The organism is Streptomyces sp. NPDC126503 (genome assembly GCF_040302405.1).
Lineage (GTDB): Bacteria > Actinomycetota > Actinomycetes > Streptomycetales > Streptomycetaceae > Streptomyces > Streptomyces gulbargensis.
Window position 1 is genome coordinate 1 of sequence record NZ_JBEORS010000007.1, and the last position, 17,749, is coordinate 17,749.

Consider the following 17,749-nt stretch of genomic DNA (forward strand, 5'->3'; position numbering starts at 1 on the left):
TACCACCGCCCCCGGCCGGGGTGGGGCGGCGCGGGGGCTGGGGGGGTGGGGGGGGGGCACGGAGGGGGGGTGGTCGGCGCCGGGGGCCCGGGGGGGGGCCCCCCCCCCCCCGGCGCGGAGATGGCCTGCGGCGACCGGGGGCCGGGCCGGCGGTGCCGGTCGCCGCGGTGCCGGTCGGGGGCGACGGCGAGGCAGCCGTCGCCGTGGGCGCGGAGGGTCGCGCCCGTGGCGAGCGTGCGGGACAGCTCGCCGGGGCCGGCGTGGACGAGGCCGGCCCGGAGGGCCGGGTGCTCGTCCGGCGCGCGGGCCCTGGCCGGGAGGGCGCGGCCCCGCTCGGCCGGACGCTCGGTCGTCAGCCGGTGCACGGCGGTCCCGGGGAGGCGGTCCCGGGCGGCCCGGCCGCCGGGGGCGGCGGGGGCCACGGAGGCGCGGTCGCCGAGGTTCAGCGCGGAGGCGGCGGTCAGGAGGGCCCGGCGGGTGGGCGGGGAGTGGTGGTGCATGGGTGCCCCTACGGTCGTGCCCGGTCAGAGGGGCCGGCGGGAGTTCTTCGCCGGCCCGGATGATCACTGCCCGGGGGAGGGACCGTCATGCGGGGAGTCACCCGAAGGTGTCCTGTGCGCCGTCGTGCGCGCCGCTCGGGCGCCGTGTGAGCCGACGGAAAAGGCCGAGCCCCGGGTGGACGGGGGGTTCCAACCGGGACTCGGCAGCGTGACGCGAGGGCGGTCACCTCGAGGGGGGGACCTGGGGACCGGGCCCCTTCGCAGTCACATACAGATGAACGATAAACCTTTTCCGGGTGTTCCGCGTACCGCCCGCGCCCGGTGTGAGTCACCTCACGCCTTTTCGGCGGATCTGTCAGTCCTTCTCGGGCCGGTAGACGGTCCCCGGCTCCGCGGTGCCGGGCGCGAGCAGTTCGGGCACCGTCACGAACGTGAAGCCCCGCTTCTTGAGCTCGTCGATGATGCCGGGGACGGCGGGAACGGTGCCGTCGTAGATGTCGTGGAGGAGGATGATGCCGTCCCCGTGCGCCTGGTCGAGCACCCGCCGGCGTATGAGCGCGGTGTCGGTCGTCGCGTAGTCCTTGGCGGTGATGCTCCAGAGGATCTGGGCGAGTCCGAGCTCCCGGCTGACCTCGGAGACCTTGTCGTCGGTACGGCCCTGGGGCGGGCGCATCAGCGTGGGCTTGCGGCCGGTGATCCGCTCGACGGCCTCCTGGGTACGGAGAAGTTCCTCCCGCACCTCGGCGGTGTCGAGGTCGGTGAGGATCCGGTGGGTCCAGGTGTGGTTGGCGACCTCGTGGCCCTCGTCCGCGATCCGCTTGACCACCTTGGGGTAGCGGTCGACGTGTTTCCTGCCGAGGAGGAAGAAGGTGGCGGGGACGTCCTTCTCCTTGAGGATGTCCAGGAGCCGGGGGGTGTCCTTGCCGGGCCCCGCGTCGAAGGTGAGGGCGATGCACTTCACCTTCTCGCAGTCGACGCGGCGCGCCACCGTGCCCGGCTTGCCGTCCGTTCCGGCCTCTTCCCGCGCGTCCTCCCGCGCGTCCTGCGGAGTGACGGCGTCGACGCCGCAGCCGCCGAGCGTCAGCATCAGTGACGCCGCGGCGAGCGCGGCGAGAGTGCGCCCGCGAAGGCCCGTGCCGAATCGGAACATGTGGATACCCGCTTTCCCCGATGGTGGCTTCGCCGGAGGCCATCGACCACCTGGTCAGGGCGGTGCCGTCCGGCCGCTCACGGCACTCTACACACGGTGTATACCGGGGGTGCGGGCGGGGTACGGGTGGGTACGGACAGGGGTGCGGACATGCGCGGGTGGTTGCTGGGGCAGGGGCGTGTGACCCGGGGCTCGGGAGGCGTGCGGGCCGGGACGCGGGGCCGGTCGGGGCCGGGGGCGGGCGTGGGCGACCCCGGGCGGGGCCCGTCCGCTCCGCCCGGGGGCCGGGCGCCTTCCGCTCAGCGGGAGGCGAGCACGAGTCTGGCCTCGGTTTCCTGGTCCCCGGAGACCGACTGCAGGGACTGGATGTCGAAGCCTGGGCGAGGACCTTCTCGACCTCTGCCACGGCGTGGTAGCCGCCGGTGAGGACCGCCTCCACCTTGTCCGTGAGGTGTGGGGGCCGCACCTCCTGGCGCCCGCCGCCCGCCGTGTCGAAGGTGGCGGTCCAGACGGTGGTGGCGGGTCCCGGCGCGTCGTCGGGGCCGGGGACCGTCACGTCCTCGAGCTGGTAGAAGCCGTCGAGGACGCCCAGGACGGCCTTGGCGTCCTCCCGGCAGCATTCGCTCAGCTGCACGGTGACGTCGGTGTCGATGTGCAAGTCGTACACGGTCGCTCATCTCCTCGTGTCCCGAGGTCGCTCCTCGTGCCACGCGCCGGTCGGGGCACGTATCCAGGATCCCCCCTGATGCCGGGTCCCGCGATGTCCGGTGACCGTTTCAGCCGGTGCCGGCGATCCGCTCGACGGTGTCGGCCTCGGCCGCCGGCTTGTCGGGGCGGTGGCGGACGACCCGTGCGAAGCGGAGCGTGATGCCGGCCGGATAGCGGGTGGACCGCTGCAGTCCGTCGTAGGCGATCTCCACGACGAGTTCGGGCCGGACCCGTACGGTGAAGCCGTCGTCGGAGACGGCGAGTTCCCGCAGCCGCTCGGTCTGCCAGCGCAGCATCTCGTCGGTGAGTCCCTTGAACGTCTTGCCCAGCATGACGAAGCCCCCGTCCGCGTCACGGGCGCCGAGGTGGAGGTTGGACAGCGTTCCGGTCCTGCGCCCGTGGCCTCGTTCGGCGGCGAGGACGACGAGGTCGACGGTGTGAACGGGCTTCACCTTCAGCCAGGTCCGGCCGCGCCGCCCCGCCACGTAGGGGGCGTCGAGCCCCTTGACGAGGACGCCCTCGTGTCCGCGGTCGAGCGTCTCGGTGGAGAACCGCTCGGCCGCCTCGACCTGTGCGGGGTCGTCGGGATCCGTGACCAGGATCCGCCGGACCCGCCGGTCCTCGGGGAGGAGCCGGGAGAGAACGGCGTGCCGTTCGCGGCCGGGCCGGTCGATCAGGGACTCGCCGTCCACGGCGAGGACGTCGAAGAAGACCGGCGTGAGCGGCAGCGCGGCGTGGGCGGTGGCCACGTCGGTCCGGGAGCCGACGCGGGCGGCGGTGACCTGGAACGGAAGCGGGCGGCCGGTGGCCGGGTCGAGAGCGAGCACCTCCCCGTCGAGGACGAACGCGTCGGCCGGAACGGACCTGGCCGCCGCGACCACCTCGGGGAGCCGGTCGGTGATGTCGTCGAGCGAACGGGTGTGGACACGGACCTCCTCCCCGAGTCGGTGCACCTGGATACGGACGCCGTCGAGCTTCTCCTCGACGGCGCAGGGGCCGAGCGCCGAGATCGCCGCGGCGACGGTGCCCGCGCTGTGGGCCAGCATGGGCTGGACGGGGCTGCCGACCCGCAGGGTGAACCGGGCGAGGGCTCCCGGCCCCTCGGCGAGCACGGCCTGGGCGACGGGAGGCAGCGCACCCGCGAGCATGACGGCCCGCCTCAGCTCGGTCGCCGGCACCCCGGCGGCCTTCGCCACCCCTTCCAGGGCGATGGCGTCGAGGGCGCCCTGGCGGACCTCTCCGGAGAGGAGCCGCAGCAGGAGCTGCTGCTCGTCCAGGGTGGCGGCGGCGAAGAGGGCGCCGAGACGGCGGGTCCGCTCCGCCTGCGACCCCGCTCCCCCGACGGCCGCCAGCTCGGTCATCGCCCGGTCGACCTCTTCGAGGGTCAGCGCGGGTTCCGCCGCAGGCGGCACGGAAGGCGGAGCGACCTCCTTGAGCGTGCTCCACCCGACGCCGATCCGCCCCTGGGGGAGCCGGCCCGACAAGTAGGCGATGACGAGCGGGCTCTCCTCCGGTCCGGCCTCGGCGAAGAGGTCCGCGAGCAGGGCCGTCTTCCGCGACCGCGCGGAGGCGGCCGTCACCTCCTGGGAAACCTCGGCGACACGGGCGAGCAGCATGCGCCCATCCTGCCCGTGCCGCACCCGTGCCGCACTCCGGCCGGCGGACGTCGCGGGGGCACGCGCGCGCTCCCCTCCGGCTCCCGGCGCGTCACCCCGGTCCCGGGTGGCGGGCCCCCTGTCACGGCCAGGCCGAGGGCCGCCCCCAGCCCCGCTCCCCCACCCGGGCCTTCGCCCCTCGGCGCCGCAGCAGCTCGCGCCACCGGCTCCCGGCCCGGCGCCCCGGCGGGCGGGTGCGGGCCCTCGGGCCGCCCGTCGGCCCCGGCGCGGCCGGAGGGGTGGGGGCCGACGGGGCCGGAAGGGGCGCGGCTCCTGGCGGAGTCATCGCCCGGGCGGGTTCGGGGGTGTTCCCGGGCGGGGGCACGGACCGGGGGACGGCGCGCGGGACGGATCCCGTCGGAGTCGGCGTCAGGACCCGACCCGTCGCCGCCCACGACAGGGAGTCCGCCGGGAGCGGATCGCGCACGCCCGTGGGCCAAGGCGCCGGCGCGGGTACCGGCATGGGTGCGGGGAGGCCCGCGAGGGGAGCGGCGGTGCGGGCCTCCGTCAGGGCGTCGGCCAGGGCGCCCCGGAACCAGAGGATCTCGTCCGCCCGGTCGGCGAGGGACAGGTGCTCCACGATCTCGCGGGCGGCCGGGGAGGCGGGGAGCCCGGCGGACGGCGGGGACGGGCGCAGCCGGTCCAGGTGGGAGCGCTCGTACGGGTCGGCGACGAGTGCGGGCAGCTCGTCCGGGTCGAGCAGCGAGGCGATGGCCGCGGCCCGCTCCCACAGGTCGGTGGTGGCCCGCAGGAGGAGGGAGAGCCGTCGGGACCGCCAGTTCCTCGGGCGGCTGTCCTCGCCCGCTGCCAGCCGCTCACGGACGTCCGGCGGCAGCCGTCCGGTGAGCAGCTCCGGGTGGGCGCGCCCGAACTCGCTCACCTCACCCGCGAGATAGAGCCACACCACGGCCCGGTAGCGGTTCAGGTAGAAGCGCACCGGACTCACGTGGCCGGTCCTGGCCAGCTTGGTGAACCGCTCGGGTGTGACCGACAGGAGGGCGGCGGCCTCCCGCGTCCCCACCGCCCGGACGCGTTCCCGCAGGCCGCCCGGGAAGTCCGGTGCGCCCTTCAGCCGGTCGAGTTCGCGCACCTCGACCCTGCCGCGCTCCGGCGGCCCGGCCCCGACCGCCGCGCGGCCGCCCGCGCCCACTCCCGTACCGGAAGCGGCGCCCGGCGCCACCGTCCGTACCAGACCCAGTTGGGCCGCGAGGCGGAACTCGTCCCGCCGCAGCTCCAGTAGCCGGGCGGCCTGCGCCGCCGTCACCGTGCGGATACCGCTTTCGTCGCCGGTCATGGTCCCGGTCCTCCCCCGTGCGTCCCTCTGTCCCAATGGGGGAATCCCGGCCCGATCAGCCCTTCCCCTCCACACCACGGTAACGGAGAGCGACGGCGTGGGGACAACCTGTGGACAGCTGCCTGTGGACAACCGTCCGGTGACGCACCCCGGGCCGGTCAGAACAGGTCGCCGTCCAGCCCGCCGGGGTGGCGGGCGGCCACGCTCAGGTGCTCCCCGACGCGATTGACCAGAAGCGTCATCTCGTACGCCACCTGGCCGACATCCGCCTCGGCGGCGCTCAGCACACAGAGGCAGCTGCCCTCGCCCGCCGCCGTCACGAACAGCAGCGCGTCGTCGAATTCGACCATCGTCTGACGGGCCCGCCCGGCCTTGAAGTGGCGGCCCGTTCCGCGGGCGAGGCTGTGGAGTCCGGAGGAGACGGCCGCGAGGTGCTCGGCGTCCTCCCTCGGGAGTCCGCTGCTCGCGCCCGTCACCAGGCCGTCGTTGGACAGCACGAGCGCGTGCCGTATGGAGCCGATCCGCTGGGTCAGGTCGTCCAGGAGCCAGTCGAGTTCCTTGTCCAGCGCCATGTTGGTCCTCCCCCTCGATGGTGCGTCGCCCGACGGCCGTCGACCGGAAGCCCCGTGCTCCGTGCCGTGTGCGGCCTGTCGCCGTACCGTCGTGGTCCGCGTGTCGCGGCAAGCCTTACGCACTGTCGTGGACAGGGCAAGCATCCAGTCGTCCCGCGCGCCACGCGGACGCGGGAGCGGTCTCAGCCGACGCTGTCGAGGAGCCGTGCGGCGTAGGTCCGCCCCGCGTGCTCGACGAGCCGGATCAGCACCTCCTTCCCGGAGTCCCGGTCCCGCGCGTCGCACAGCACCACCGGGGTGCCCGGGTCCAGGTCGAGCGCCCGGGAGACGTCGTGCGCCCCGTAGGCGCGGGCGCCGGCGAAGCAGTTGACGGCCACCACGAAGGGGATCTCGCGGTGCTCGAAGTAGTCGACCGCCGGGAAGCAGTGCTCCAGACGCCGGGTGTCCGCGAGGACGACCGCCCCCAGGGCGCCCTGGGAGAGCTCGTCCCAGAGGAACCAGAAACGGTCCTGGCCCGGGGTGCCGAAGAGGTAGAGGGAGAGGCCGGAGCGGATGGTGATGCGGCCGAAGTCCATGGCGACGGTCGTGGTGCTCTTGCGGTCCACTCCCCCGGTGTCGTCGACGAGTTCCCCGGCCCGGCTGAGCCGCTCCTCCGTGCGGAGCGGCCGGATCTCGCTCACCGCGCCGACCAGCGTGGTCTTGCCGACGCCGAAGCCTCCGGCGACCAGGATCTTCAGGGCGAGAGCGGTGGTGTCGGTGCCGTCGCCGTCGCCGGTGCTCTCAGAGGGCTCGTAGGCCATCGATGACTTCTCTCAGGATGTGTTCGTCGGGGAGCTGCGCGGGGGGTACGGGTCTGCTGACGCGGACGAAGCCCGATTCGAGGAGGTCGCCGAGGAGCACCCGGACGACGCCGACGGGCAGGTCGGCGTCGGCGGCGAGTTCGGCGACGGACTGGGTCTCGGCCCGGCAGCGGGCGAGCAGGGACCGGTGTTCGGGGCCGAGGAGGGACTCCTCGGCGGGACCGGGCGGGTCGTCGTCCACGACGACCAGGGCGATGAGGTCGAACCGTACGTTGCTGGGTCCTGGTCTGGTCCGGCCCCCCGTCATCGCGTACGGGCGGACCAGCGGGCCCGCTTCGGAGTCGTACCAGTGGCCGCCCGGTGCGGTGGTGTCCCCGCCCGGCCGGCCCTCGCCGGTGATGTCCTCGTTCATGGGGCCTCCGCTCAGCCGGTGGTGGGCGGCGGCACGGTGAGCCGCGGCGGGGTGTGGAGGTGCTCGCCGACGCGTTTGACGAGGCGGGCCATCTCGTAGGCGATGAGGCCGATGTCGGCGCCGGCGGAGCTGAGGACGGCGAGGCAGGAGCCGTCGCCCGCCGCGGCGACGAAGAGGAACCCGTCGTCCATCTCGACCATGGTCTGCCGGACGCCGCCGGTGTGGAAATGGCGTCCGGCGCCCTTGGCGAGGCTGTGGAAACCGGAGGCGACGGCAGCCAGGTGCTCGGCGTCCTCCCTGCTGAGGCCGCTGGAGGAGCCGACGGCCAGGCCGTCGCCGGAGAGGACCACGGTGTGGTGGACCTCCCTGACGCGCGTGACGAGGTCGTCGAGGAGCCAGTCCAGTTCGACGGAGCGGTGCGGAGCGGCGGGCGTCCGGTGGTCGATCATGCGTCGTCTCCTTCGGGTCGCGCGGATCGTGAGTGGCGGGCGGAGGTACGAGCGGTCGCCCGGCCGTGGTCCGCCGGGGTGTCGGGGTGGGAGGCGAGGCCGTCGCCCGGGGCGGAAGCCGCGCTTCTGTGCGCGTCGGGGGCGAAACCCTCGTACGGGACGGAAGGGGTTCCTGTGTACGGAGCGGTGGCCTCGCTGTTCGTGTCGGCGGCCGGGCTCTCGTACGGGCCGGGGCGCGGGCTGTCGTACGGCTCGGGGGCGGCGCCCGGGGGACGGCGGCTGCCCGGGGTGGGGCCGCCGCCGCGCCGCCAGCCGTCGTGGTAGGCGGTCATCCGTTCCCTGACCTGTTCCGGCGTGCGTTCGACCGCCACCGTCGCCGGGGAGGCGGGCGCCGGGACCGGTGTCTTCCGCAGCTGCGGGACGAGGCTGGCCTGCCGTACACGTCGGGGCAGTTCCGTTCCGGGGTCGGTGGGAGCCGCCGGGGCGGCGGGGCGCTCGTCGGGCGCCGTGGCGGAGGAGCCGGGCCGGCGCAGCGCCGTGACGCCGGCCGGCCCGGTCGGCCGCGGGCGTCGCGGGGACGCGGGCTCCGGCGCGGGGGGTGCGGGGACGGCGGCGGGCCGCGGCAGGGGCCGGGGGCCCGTCCTGGGCGGGTTGGCGTCGGACGGGCCGGTGGGCGGCGGCGGGTCCTGGGCGCGGGCGAAGCGGCGGGCCTGGGCGCGGCGGGCCTCCGCCGCTTCCTGTGCGGCGCGCCGGGCCTGCCCCGTACCGCCGTCCCTCTTCCCGTCCCCTCCGTGGTCGGTACGCGTGCCGGCGCGGGAGTCGGCGGGTCCCTCGGGGCCGGGCACGAGCGCGCCGGCGGCGTGGGGGGTGTCGGCGCGCCGGGCGTCGACGCCCTCGGGCGGGGCGCTCTGGAGCAGGTCCGTGGGGAGCAGGACGACGGCCGTGGTGCCGCCGTAGGGCGAGGTCCGGAGGTGGACCCTGATGTCGTGCCGGGCGGAGAGGCGGCTGACGACGAACAGTCCGAGCCGGTCGCTGTCGAAGAGGTCGAGCGCCTCCGACCGGGCGATGCGGGCGTTGGCCTCGGCGAGGGATTCGCTGCCCATCCCGAGTCCCCGGTCCTCGATCTCCAGGGCGTAGCCGTTGCCGACGGGTTCGCCGCTGACACGGACCTTGGTGTGCGGCGGGGAGAACTGGGTGGCGTTCTCGATCAGTTCGGCGAGGAGGTGGGTGAGGTCGGCGACGGCGCCGCCGGTGACCGCCGTCCCGGGCAGCCGGCGGACCTCCACGCGCGCGTAGTCCTCGATTTCGGAGACGGCGGCGCGGACGACGTCGGTGAGCGGGACCGGCATGCGCCAGGCGCGGCCGGGTGCGGCGCCGGACAGGATGATCAGGCTCTCGGCGTGGCGGCGCATGCGGGTGGTGAGGTGGTCGAGCCGGAAGAGGTCGCCGAGTTCGTTCGGGTCGTCGACGCGTCGTTCCATGCTGTCGAGGAGGTTCAGCTGGCGGTGGACGAGGACCTGGCTGCGGCGGGCGAGGTTCACGAACACACCGGAGATGCCGTCGGCGAGTTCGGCGCGTTCCACGGCGGATTCGAGGGCGGCGCGGTGGACGGTGGTGAGGGCCTGGTGGACCTGGCCGATCTCGTCCGGGGAGACCGGGCCGGGGGGCGCCTCGGACCTGATGTCGATCTCCTCGCCCGCGCGCAGCCGGCGCATCGCTGCGGGGAGTTTGCGGCGGGCGATGCCGAGGGCGGTGTTGCGGAGGCCGACGAGTTCCACGACGAGGCCGCGGCCGATGCGGACGGAGATGACGAGGGAGGAGGCGACGGCCATGAGACCGAGGACGACGGCCGCTCCGCCCGTGGTGAGGGCACCGCCGGTGAACGGATCGGTGCGGTCGGCCGCGGCGGCGCGCGCGTCGGACTCGACGGCAGCGAGACCGCCGCGTACGGCCGTCACGGCCGCGTCCCATGCGGCCGGCGGGACCGCACGGGCGGCCGGGCGGCCCGGAGCGGCGGCGAGGATCCGGTCCTCGGCCCGGGTGAGTCCGGCGAGTTCGCCTCCGGCGGCGAACCGTTCCCAGGTGCTCCTCTCGGCGGCGGGCAGGTCGGTGGTGGCGGAGGCCGTGAGGGTCCGGCGGGTCTCGGCGGCACCCGCGAAGGCGCGGAGGTGTTCCGGGGGGAGTCGGTCGGTGAGCCGCGCCGCGCCGAGGAGCGCGTCCTCGCGGGCCAGCATCTCCCCGGCCCTGCCGAGTTCCAGGAGCACGCGGCCCTGGGTGCCCTGCCGGGCGTCCTGCATGCCGGTGAGGGCACCGTGGACGGCGAACGCGGCGGAAACGGTGTCGGTGTAGGCCGTGTGGACCTGGTCCACGCGCGCGTGGCCGGCGACGGCGGCGGCGCGGAGCCGGGTGAGGCCCTCGACCGAGCCGACGAATCCGTTCACCCGGGCGGCGAGGTCGCCGGGAAGGTGCCCGGTGTCGGCGACGGTGTGCGTGGCGTCGAGCCGGAGGCGGTCGACGGCCTCGTCCGTGTGCCGGATCCGCTCCTTCAGGTCGGCGGCCCGCGCGGGCGTGGGAGCCGCCGCCTGGTGGAGGGCGGCGCGCCGTTCGGTCTGGAGCGCGGTCAGGGCGGCGGTGACCGGTTCACGGATCTCGGCGTCGACCCGCTGGAGCCGGCGGAGGTGGGCGACGTCCTGGGCGGTGGTGACGGTGGCGAAGCCCCACAGCGCGAGGAGGGAGACGACCGGGACCATGAGGAGCGAGACGATCTTGGCACGGACGGTGCGGGGTCGCAGGCGGAGGCGCGGGAGCCGCGGGGCGCGGGGCCCGGCGAGGGGCTCCCGGCCGGCCGAGGACTCCGGGGAACCAGATGCTCCGGTGGGCCGCTCGCGTGGTTCCTCGGCGGGCTGCCCGGCGTGAGCGCGCCGCCCGCGCGCGGCCGCCGTCGCGGGTGTGGGCGGTGTCGCCCCGGCGTCCTGGGGTGTGCGCGGAGTTCGCATGGCCTCCTCGTTCCGGCTGGCGGTTCTGGTCGGTCGGTGGGGTGGGTGGGAAAGGAGTGGCGTACGGGGAGGGGCGGCGCCGGGGTCAGGGACGGCCGCCGGGTCCGGTGGCCGGGTCCCCGAAGCCCCGCGGCCGGTGACACGGTGAGGCTGCCGGGGCGGGACCCGGCACGAGGCCCGGCGGCGGGGGGCGTCGCACCCTCCGGGGACGGACAGCCCTCCCGCTCCCGTCCGGCCGTGGATCAGGACCCACCGGGGACGCCCACGGCCTTCGCTGTGCCGCTGTGGGCGCGGAAGCCGGGCGGGGCGACGTCCACGGCGCGTTCGTCCGGTTCCGTGAGGCGCTCGGCCGAGGCGTACGCGGCCCGTTCGGAGGCCGTCGGGGACAGCGCCACGAACGCGGAGGTGATGAAGAGGTAGGAGCCGAGGCCCACGGCGAGCGGGAAGATGAACTGCATGACCGTGACGCCCGCCAGCGGGGCCGTGGACGGCACGACCTCCACCCGTACCGCGAGCATGCCGGTGTAGTGCATGCTCGTGACGGCCGCGCCCATCACCAGCGAGGCGGCGACTCCGGCCACCGGCGCGTGGATGTTGAGGGCCGCCCAGAGGGCCGCCGTGGCGGCGACGACCGCGATGAGGACCGACAGGGCCACGTACAGCGGGTCGTACGTGATCCGGCCGTGGAGGTGGAGGGCCGCCATGCCCATGTAGTGCATGCTCGCGACCCCGACCCCGGTGGTCGCTCCACCGATCAGGAGTGAACGCATGCGATCGCGTCCGTAACCGACGGCGAAGACGCCGACGCCCACGACCCCGACGGCGGCGAGCAGGCTGAGGAGGGTGAGCGGGACGTCGAAGCGGATGTCGGTGCCCGTGACGCCGAAACCGAGCATCGCGACGAAGTGCATCGTCCAGATGCCGGTGCCGATGGCGGACGCGGCGGTGAGCAGCCAGTTCCGCCGGGACCGGCCGGTCGCGTCGAGGGCGCGTACGGTGCAGCGCAGGCCGAGGGCCGCGCCGATGCAGGCCATCGCGTACGACAGCACAGGTGTAAGCCAGCCGAAGGTGGCGTGGTCCAGGTGTCCCATGGCCCCGGGACGCTAGTGCGCACAAGGGGGCGCATTGGGGGCGCATTTCGAAAGCTGTTGGAATATGACAGAGAGATGGTCCTGAACGATCACAGCGGGCTCGAACATGCGCACCGATGGTTCACTCCTCCGGGTGGGCCATCATGACGTCATGAGCGATGACCCCACACATGTCCGAGCCTTTTTCGGCATCCGCGCGGCCGACTGGGACAGTCGTTTCCCCGACGACGGGCCGGCCTACGCCGAGGCCGTCGCCGCGCTCGGACTGCGCCCCGGTGACACCGTGCTCGACGCCGGTTGCGGGACCGGCCGCGCTCTGCCGCCGCTGCGCGCCGCGGTCGGCCCCGGAGGGACGGTGCTCGGGGCCGACCTCACGCCGGAGATGCTCGACCAGGCCGTACGGGCCGGGCGCGGCGGCCACGGCGGCCCGGCGGCCCTGCTCCTCGCCGACGTGGCACGCCTGCCGCTGCGCGACGGAGCCCTCGACGCGGTCTTCGGCGCCGGTCTGATCTCACACCTGGCCGACCCCGCCGCCGATCTGCGCGAACTCGCCCGCGTGGTACGGGCCGGCGGCCGGCTCGCGCTGTTCCACCCGATCGGGCGCGCCGCCCTCGCGGCCCGCCACGGCCGCCGGATCGCGCCGGACGACCTGCGGGCCGAACCCCGGCTGCGCTCCCTGCTCGCCGACGCGGGCTGGCGTCTCACGGAGTACGTGGACGAGGACGCGCGCTACCTGGCCCTCGCCGTCCGTGAGGACCGGGGGCGTCCGGGGGCCGGGCGATGACACAACGGCCGGCCTGAGGCGGGGAGGTCTCTGCCGGGCACCAGGTCGCACGGACACGGGCGGCCGGAAGCCCGGCGACCGGCGCGCGCTGCCGTACGGCGCCGGAACCCGGCCGGTACCTCCTCGTGGCGGCTCGGCGCCGTGCCGGCAGCCGTGGGACACCGCTCCTCCCCGGCGATGTCCGTCACCGGACCGGCCTCCCCCGCCAGCCACGGGTGAGGAGGTCAACGCCCCCTTCTGCCCCGGCACTTCGCCGCCTACCGTGGAAGCGCCGGGCAGCCGTGCCCGGGGAAAGGCGGCAGGTCGTGGCAGGCATACAGGAGCGACTGCTCCCGGAGCGGCTCCGCCGGCTCCTTCCCTCCGCACGGCGGGCCGGGGGCCCCTCCCGGGCGGCGCCCGCGCCCCGCGCCCGGCAGGGGCACAACCTGTTCGAGGCGGCGGCCGTGTACGTGGCGGCGTGTGCCGAGGACGATCAGGCGCGGGCGGACGAGGCCGCCGGCTGGGTCTCACCGGGCGCGCTCACCTTCGGCGTGAACGAGCTCGCCTGCCGGGCGGTCATCGCGCTCGCCCGGGAGCGGAACGAATCGCCGGGGACGGTGGCCCGGTCGCTGCTCGGTCTGCGGGAGGAATGAGGGCCCGCCCGCCCCCGGAACGGTCTCACCCCGCCCCGGAACGATCATCACCCGCCCCAGGACGGACCTCGCCGCCGCGCGGGACGGGTCCCGGTCGGCGCCGAAGACTCCTCGACGCGCGGGTTACTCACTGGTTAAGGTGCGCCGACGACCCGATGGGAGGCCACCGTGGGTGGGACGGAACCGACCGCCGACGCGGTTGCCGCGGCGGACGCCGACGCGCTGTTCGTGCTGACCGCGGCGCTGCTCACGCCCGCGCGTTTCCCGAGCGTCCTGGGCGACGACTACCCGGCTGCCTGCGCGGCGCTCGGTCTGGAGCCGTACGAGGAGGGGTACGGGCTCGTCCTCGGCCAGGACGGGCTCGGCGCGCGGTGGACGGTGGTCGTGGAGGACGTGTCGCTGGTCGCGACGGCCGTCTCCGCGTGGGACTGCGGCATGCCCTACGACCTCTCCCCCGACGAGGATTCCGTGGTGGCCGGACTTCCCGGCTGGCCGCTGGCGGTCGTCTCGCGCGCCCCGGGGGTCCCCGCGCCGCACGACCCGGAACCGGAGGAAGGCGATCCGCCTCCGCTGGTCCCGCCGTCCGGTGACGCGTGGGGACCGGCCCAGCGGCGGCTGGGAGCCGACGAGGTGGCCCTGCGGTGGGCGGACTGGCGGGCCGGCGTCGCCACGGCCTTCGGTACCGGGACACAGGCCGGTCCCGGGGCAGACCCGGCCCCGGCCGGGCTGAAGACGCGCGCGGGCGCAGGCACGGGCGGTCGGGGACAGCACGGTGCGGCGGCGGGCGGCCCCGGGGACGGCGGTACGGCACAGCGCGGCACCGAGCAGGACCCTGCGGTACACGGCGGCACGGGCACGGGGGACGGCGGCGGCGTGCCGGGAATCGCCGCTCCCGATCCGTACGACGGGGTGCGCCGGGCGCTGGCCGAACTGCGGGGCTATCTGGAATCACCCCCTCCGGTGGGGCGGGTGAGGTCCTCCTTCGCCACGGCGGACGCCCGCGTCCTGCGCGCGGACGGGCCGGGCTGGTCGTTCGTCGCCCGGACCGACGACATGGCCTTCGTGCTTCTCGACGACCGGCCCCGCGAGGTCTTCCCGGTGGCCCGGGGGCCGCGGCTCCCCTCGCTCCTGCAGGCCCTGGACGCGATCGCGGTACGCCCGTCCTGACCTCCGCCCGGCCCACAGGGCTCAGCGGCCAGGGGTGTGGTCCCGGCCCATGGTCCGGGGCGGGGGCGCGCCGGAGGATGGGGCGCCACGACCTCGTACCGCCGTCCCCCGGAGGCCCCCATGCGCCTGTTCCCAGGCGTCGCCCTGCTCACCGTGCTGCTCACCGGCGTCGGCGTCCTGGCACCGGCGAATCCCGCCGGGGCGGCGCGCGGCGCGCCCGAGGCCGCGCACTGTGCCGGGCAGGAGCGGGTGCGCGTGCCCGGCGCCGCGCACCAGGAGGTGGCCTGCCTGCCCGATCTGACCACCGCCGCTCTCGCCGGGACCCGGTACACGGACATGGCGGACCAGGCCGGTCTCGCCGCCCGGGGCTCGCGTCACCCCTCGGGCGTGCCGGGCATCCAGATCGACGGGTACTTCCCGGACGACTCGCGCCTCAACGCCACGCACGGCTGGACGCACGACGCGCAGTTCGTCATCCGGCTGCCCGACCGGTGGAACGGCGGTCTCGTCGTCACCGGCGCGCCCGGAACGCGCCGCCAGTACGCCACGGACGCGCTGATCTCGGACCGGGTGCTGGCCCAGGGATTCGCCTACGCCGCCACCGACAAGGGCAACACCGGCCCGGACTTCTTCACCGACGGACGGGCGCCGGGCGACGCGGTCGCCGAGTGGCACCGCCGGGTGACCGAGCTGACCCGGGCCGCGAAGAAGGCGGTACGGCAGCGGTACCGGCACGCCCCGGAGCGGACGTACATGACGGGGATCTCCAACGGCGGCTATCTGACGCGCTGGCAGCTGGAGAACCGGCCGGAGCTGTACGACGGCGGGGTCGACTGGGAGGGGGTGCTGTGGACGGCGAAGGGGCCGAACCCGCTGACCGGGCTGCCGGTGACGGTGGCCCGTACGTTCGGGCGGGCCACCGACGAGGATCTGATCGGCGCCGGTTTCGCCCCCGGCTCGCGGTTCCTCTGGCCGTACCACGAGAAGGGGTACTGGGGGCTGACGCAGAAGATCTTCCGGGCCGAGTTCGACCCGGCGTACGACCCGGGCTGCCCGGGGGCCACCGCGGGGCGGACGGTCGAGGAGATCCTCGCGCCGTGCCTCTCCGACGCCTCCTACGACTACGCGTCGCGACCGGCGTCCGTCCACCGGGCGGTCGCCGGGATCGCGCTGACCGGCCGCATCGGCAAGCCGCTGATCACGCTCCACGGAGACCTGGACTCGCTGCTGCCCGTGGCGACCGGCTCCGACGTGTACGCGCGGATGGTGGAGGCCGGGGGCCGGGGCGGGCTGCACCGGTACTACACGGTGCGGGACGGGACCCACACGGACGGCCTGTACGACACCTATCCGGACCGGTTGCGCCCGATCCTGCCCTGCTACCGCTCCGCCTTCGACGCGCTGCTCGGCTGGGTCGAGCGGGGCGAGGCACCGCCGCGTGACCGGACGATCGCCCGGCCGGCCCACGGCGACGTCGTCAACTCCTGCGCCTTGGAGGAGGGGTCGGGGGCGTGAGGGGGTCCGGTGGGGGCGGGGTCAGACCCGTTCGAGGGGGCGGTGGGGGCCTTCCGGGAGCTCGACCCGGATCGGGTCGCCGGGCCGCACCTCTCCGCCGGTCAGGACGATGCTCATGATCCCGGCCTTGCGGACGACCCCGCCGTCCTCGTCACGGCCGAGGACCTGCTTGAGCAGTCCGCCGCGGAAGTGGTCGATCTGCACGCAGGGGTTGCGCAGGCCGGTGACCTCCACCACGGCCTCCGCCCCGAGGTGCAGCCGGGTGCCGGTGGGCAGGGAGAGGAGGTCGATCCCGCGGGTGGTGATGTTCTCGCCGAGGTCGCCGGGGCCCACCTCGAATCCGGCGCCCGCGACCTCCTCGAAGAGTTCGGCGTGGATGAGGTGGACCTGGCGGAGGTTCGGCTGCGTCGGGTCCTGGGCGACGCGGGACCGGTGCTTGACCGTCTCGCCCGCGTGGACGTCGCCCTCCACACCGAGCCCGGCGAGGAGGGTGACGGCCTCCCGGTTGGGCTTGGTGAACGCGTACGTACCGTTGCTGCTGACCGCCAGGACCATGGCGTCGCTCATGTCGGAGTCCCCTTCTCCCCTGTCCGGGGGCGTGCGCACCGCACCCTGCCCGGCCGGATGATCACCTCATGTGATCCCCTCGCACCCTACTCGTCCCGGTCCGCGCGGAGCGGCGCGCCCACGTCGTGGAGGTGTCCGAGAGCCTGCCGGTAGGAGTCGACGAAGCCGGTCTCCGTGTACGGGACGCCGAGCGCCCGGCAGTGGGCGCGTACCGCGGGCTGGGCGAGGCGCAGGTGGGGGCGCGGCATGCTGGGGAAGAGGTGGTGCTCGATCTGGTAGTTGAGTCCGCCGAGGAACCAGTCGGTCAGGGCGCCGCCGCGGATGTTGCGCGAGGTCAGCACCTGGCGGCGCAGATGGCCCCAGCTGTCCCCGTCGGCGTGTTCGTCGGGCCGGTCCATGCCCTTGTGGTTCGGGGCGAAGGCGAGGCCGAGGTGGACACCGAGCACCATGTGGTGGAGAAGGGCGAAGACGAGCGCCTGGGCGGGGGTGAGGAGGAGCAGGAGCAGGGCCGCGCCGCCGAGGAGGTGAGCGGCGATGAGGGCTCCTTCGACGCGGCGCTCACGCGGGCCCCGGTAGGGGCCGTCCTTCGCGAGCAGGGCCTGGATCCCGTAGACCTTGAGGGCGATGCCCTCCAGCGTCGTCAGCGGGAAGAACAGCCACGCCTGGTGGCGGGTGAGGAAGCGGCGCAGGGCGGTACGGCGGTCGGCGGCCTGGTGCGCGGCGAAGACCAGCACGTCGGCGGCGACGTCGGGGTCCTTGTCGAGGTGATTGGGGTGGGCGTGGTGGCGGTTGTGCTTGTCGTTCCACCACTCCCGGCTCATACCGAGGAGCAGGTTGGCGTGGACGAGCTGGATGATCCTGCCGGTGCGGCGGTCGGCGGTGATCTGGGCGTGGCCGGCGTCGTGGGCGACGAAGGCGGCGCGGGCGGAGAACAGGGCGAGGGGGACGGCGAGCGGGAGGGCCCACCAGGAGGGCCCGAGCAGGGCGAGTCCGGCGACGACGGCGGCGATGCCCAGCAGGTTGACCGCGATCGCCCGGGCGTACCAGCCCGGCCGGTGGTCCAGGAGCCCCTGCTCCCTGACCGTGCGCAGCAGCGGGGCGAACTCGCTGCCGCGCGCGGCCCCGGGCGGGGCGGTGGGCGCGGACGGCGCGCGGGTGCCGTGCCGGGGCGGCGCGGGCGCCGGGAGCGGGGGCGGGGCGGTGGCCTGGGACATGGGCGGGCTCCGGTTTCTGTGGGGTGGGGCGGCGGTCCGCACCGCGGTGCGCCGGCTCCTCAGAACGTACGGATCCCGGCCCGGCCGGAGCCATGACGGCACCACCCGGCCCCGGCGGGGGGCGCGCCCGGGTGCGGGGGTGGGGCCCGCCCCACCCGGCCCACGGAGGTGTGGCGCGGATCACTCCTCGGGCATCCCCGCGGGCGTCACGGGTGGGGTAAGGTCGGCGGCTCCGCCCAGTAG

Annotated in this window: 15 protein-coding genes and 1 pseudogene; 4 read left to right on the forward strand and 12 right to left on the reverse strand. The window is 75.2% G+C overall.

The window, feature by feature from the left end:
* The 10 genes and pseudogenes from ABTY40_RS11535 to ABTY40_RS11580 form a co-directional block, all read right to left on the reverse strand.
* Positions 1–500: pseudogene (locus ABTY40_RS11535) on the reverse strand (hypothetical protein); the annotation flags it as partial.
* Between the two features lie 355 nt (positions 501–855).
* Complete coding sequence (locus ABTY40_RS11540; protein ID WP_352059331.1) at positions 856–1,650, reverse strand: polysaccharide deacetylase family protein; 795 nt, start codon at positions 1,648–1,650, stop codon at positions 856–858.
* A gap of 776 nt (positions 1,651–2,426) precedes the next feature.
* Positions 2,427–3,974, reverse strand: a complete 1,548-nt coding sequence (locus ABTY40_RS11545) for an ATP-dependent DNA ligase (RefSeq protein ID WP_352059332.1) — start codon at positions 3,972–3,974, stop codon at positions 2,427–2,429.
* A 121-nt stretch (positions 3,975–4,095) separates the two neighbouring features.
* Complete coding sequence (locus tag ABTY40_RS11550; protein ID WP_352059333.1) at positions 4,096–5,307, reverse strand: DUF6397 family protein; 1,212 nt, start codon at positions 5,305–5,307, stop codon at positions 4,096–4,098.
* 158 nt (positions 5,308–5,465) lie between these two features.
* The gene (locus ABTY40_RS11555) at positions 5,466–5,879 is read right to left on the reverse strand and encodes a roadblock/LC7 domain-containing protein (protein ID WP_352059334.1); all 414 of its coding nucleotides are present in this window, start codon (positions 5,877–5,879) and stop codon (positions 5,466–5,468) included.
* Positions 5,880–6,061: 182 nt separating this feature from the next.
* Positions 6,062–6,679, reverse strand: a complete 618-nt coding sequence (locus ABTY40_RS11560) for a GTP-binding protein (protein ID WP_352059335.1) — start codon at positions 6,677–6,679, stop codon at positions 6,062–6,064.
* Positions 6,660–7,091: a DUF742 domain-containing protein gene (locus ABTY40_RS11565; RefSeq protein ID WP_352059336.1), complete on the reverse strand. Its 432-nt coding sequence runs from the start codon at positions 7,089–7,091 to the stop codon at positions 6,660–6,662. Before ABTY40_RS11565 ends, ABTY40_RS11560 begins: the two co-directional genes overlap by 20 nt.
* 11 nt (positions 7,092–7,102) lie before the next feature.
* A complete protein-coding gene (locus ABTY40_RS11570) occupies positions 7,103–7,540 on the reverse strand; it encodes a roadblock/LC7 domain-containing protein (protein ID WP_352059337.1) in 438 nt (145 codons plus the stop codon).
* On the reverse strand, positions 7,537–10,536 hold the full coding sequence (locus ABTY40_RS11575; protein ID WP_352059338.1) for a sensor histidine kinase: 3,000 nt from the start codon (positions 10,534–10,536) through the stop codon (positions 7,537–7,539). The genes ABTY40_RS11570 and ABTY40_RS11575 overlap by 4 nt, the downstream gene beginning before the upstream one ends.
* Positions 10,537–10,778: 242 nt before the next feature.
* Positions 10,779–11,627: an MHYT domain-containing protein gene (locus ABTY40_RS11580; RefSeq protein ID WP_352059339.1), complete on the reverse strand. Its 849-nt coding sequence runs from the start codon at positions 11,625–11,627 to the stop codon at positions 10,779–10,781.
* Between the two features lie 151 nt (positions 11,628–11,778).
* Between ABTY40_RS11580 and ABTY40_RS11585 the strand changes: the two genes are divergently transcribed.
* The 4 genes from ABTY40_RS11585 (at position 11,779) to ABTY40_RS11600 (ending at position 15,725) form a co-directional block, all read left to right on the forward strand.
* The gene (locus ABTY40_RS11585) at positions 11,779–12,411 is read left to right on the forward strand and encodes a class I SAM-dependent methyltransferase (protein WP_352059340.1); all 633 of its coding nucleotides are present in this window, start codon (positions 11,779–11,781) and stop codon (positions 12,409–12,411) included.
* Positions 12,412–12,725: 314 nt separating this feature from the next.
* Positions 12,726–13,043, forward strand: a complete 318-nt coding sequence (locus ABTY40_RS11590; RefSeq protein ID WP_502990558.1) for a hypothetical protein — start codon at positions 12,726–12,728, stop codon at positions 13,041–13,043.
* A gap of 168 nt (positions 13,044–13,211) precedes the next feature.
* On the forward strand, positions 13,212–14,210 hold the full coding sequence (locus ABTY40_RS11595) for a hypothetical protein (RefSeq protein ID WP_352059342.1): 999 nt from the start codon (positions 13,212–13,214) through the stop codon (positions 14,208–14,210).
* 120 nt (positions 14,211–14,330) lie between these two features.
* Positions 14,331–15,725 carry a tannase/feruloyl esterase family alpha/beta hydrolase gene (locus tag ABTY40_RS11600; protein WP_352059343.1) on the forward strand — a complete coding sequence of 465 codons (1,395 nt, stop codon included), beginning with the start codon at positions 14,331–14,333 and terminating at the stop codon, positions 15,723–15,725.
* A 21-nt stretch (positions 15,726–15,746) separates the two neighbouring features.
* On the opposite strand, the gene ABTY40_RS11605 is transcribed toward ABTY40_RS11600, so the two are convergent.
* Positions 15,747–16,292 (reverse strand): MOSC domain-containing protein, encoded by a 546-nt coding sequence (locus ABTY40_RS11605; RefSeq protein ID WP_352059344.1) that lies wholly within the window; start codon positions 16,290–16,292, stop codon positions 15,747–15,749.
* An 86-nt stretch (positions 16,293–16,378) separates the two neighbouring features.
* The gene (locus ABTY40_RS11610) at positions 16,379–17,506 is read right to left on the reverse strand and encodes a fatty acid desaturase family protein (protein ID WP_352059345.1); all 1,128 of its coding nucleotides are present in this window, start codon (positions 17,504–17,506) and stop codon (positions 16,379–16,381) included.
* Positions 17,507–17,749 lie beyond the last annotated feature (243 nt).

What these genes read in the sequence shown, in the direction of transcription:
- ABTY40_RS11570 (WP_352059337.1), bottom strand. Translation starts at nt 7,540, where the DNA reads ATGATCGACCACCGGACGCCCGCCGCTCCGCACCGCTCCGTCGAACTG.
- ABTY40_RS11580 (WP_352059339.1), bottom strand. Translation starts at nt 11,627, where the DNA reads ATGGGACACCTGGACCACGCCACCTTCGGCTGGCTTACACCTGTGCTG.
- ABTY40_RS11555 (WP_352059334.1), bottom strand. Translation starts at nt 5,879, where the DNA reads ATGGCGCTGGACAAGGAACTCGACTGGCTCCTGGACGACCTGACCCAG.
- ABTY40_RS11560 (WP_352059335.1), bottom strand. Translation starts at nt 6,679, where the DNA reads ATGGCCTACGAGCCCTCTGAGAGCACCGGCGACGGCGACGGCACCGAC.
- ABTY40_RS11565 (WP_352059336.1), bottom strand. Translation starts at nt 7,091, where the DNA reads ATGAACGAGGACATCACCGGCGAGGGCCGGCCGGGCGGGGACACCACC.
- ABTY40_RS11550 (WP_352059333.1), bottom strand. Translation starts at nt 5,307, where the DNA reads ATGACCGGCGACGAAAGCGGTATCCGCACGGTGACGGCGGCGCAGGCC.
- ABTY40_RS11605 (WP_352059344.1), bottom strand. Translation starts at nt 16,292, where the DNA reads ATGAGCGACGCCATGGTCCTGGCGGTCAGCAGCAACGGTACGTACGCG.
- ABTY40_RS11600 (WP_352059343.1), top strand. Translation starts at nt 14,331, where the DNA reads ATGCGCCTGTTCCCAGGCGTCGCCCTGCTCACCGTGCTGCTCACCGGC.
- ABTY40_RS11610 (WP_352059345.1), bottom strand. Translation starts at nt 17,506, where the DNA reads ATGTCCCAGGCCACCGCCCCGCCCCCGCTCCCGGCGCCCGCGCCGCCC.
- ABTY40_RS11545 (WP_352059332.1), bottom strand. Translation starts at nt 3,974, where the DNA reads ATGCTGCTCGCCCGTGTCGCCGAGGTTTCCCAGGAGGTGACGGCCGCC.
- ABTY40_RS11540 (WP_352059331.1), bottom strand. Translation starts at nt 1,650, where the DNA reads ATGTTCCGATTCGGCACGGGCCTTCGCGGGCGCACTCTCGCCGCGCTC.
- ABTY40_RS11585 (WP_352059340.1), top strand. Translation starts at nt 11,779, where the DNA reads ATGAGCGATGACCCCACACATGTCCGAGCCTTTTTCGGCATCCGCGCG.
- ABTY40_RS11575 (WP_352059338.1), bottom strand. Translation starts at nt 10,536, where the DNA reads ATGCGAACTCCGCGCACACCCCAGGACGCCGGGGCGACACCGCCCACA.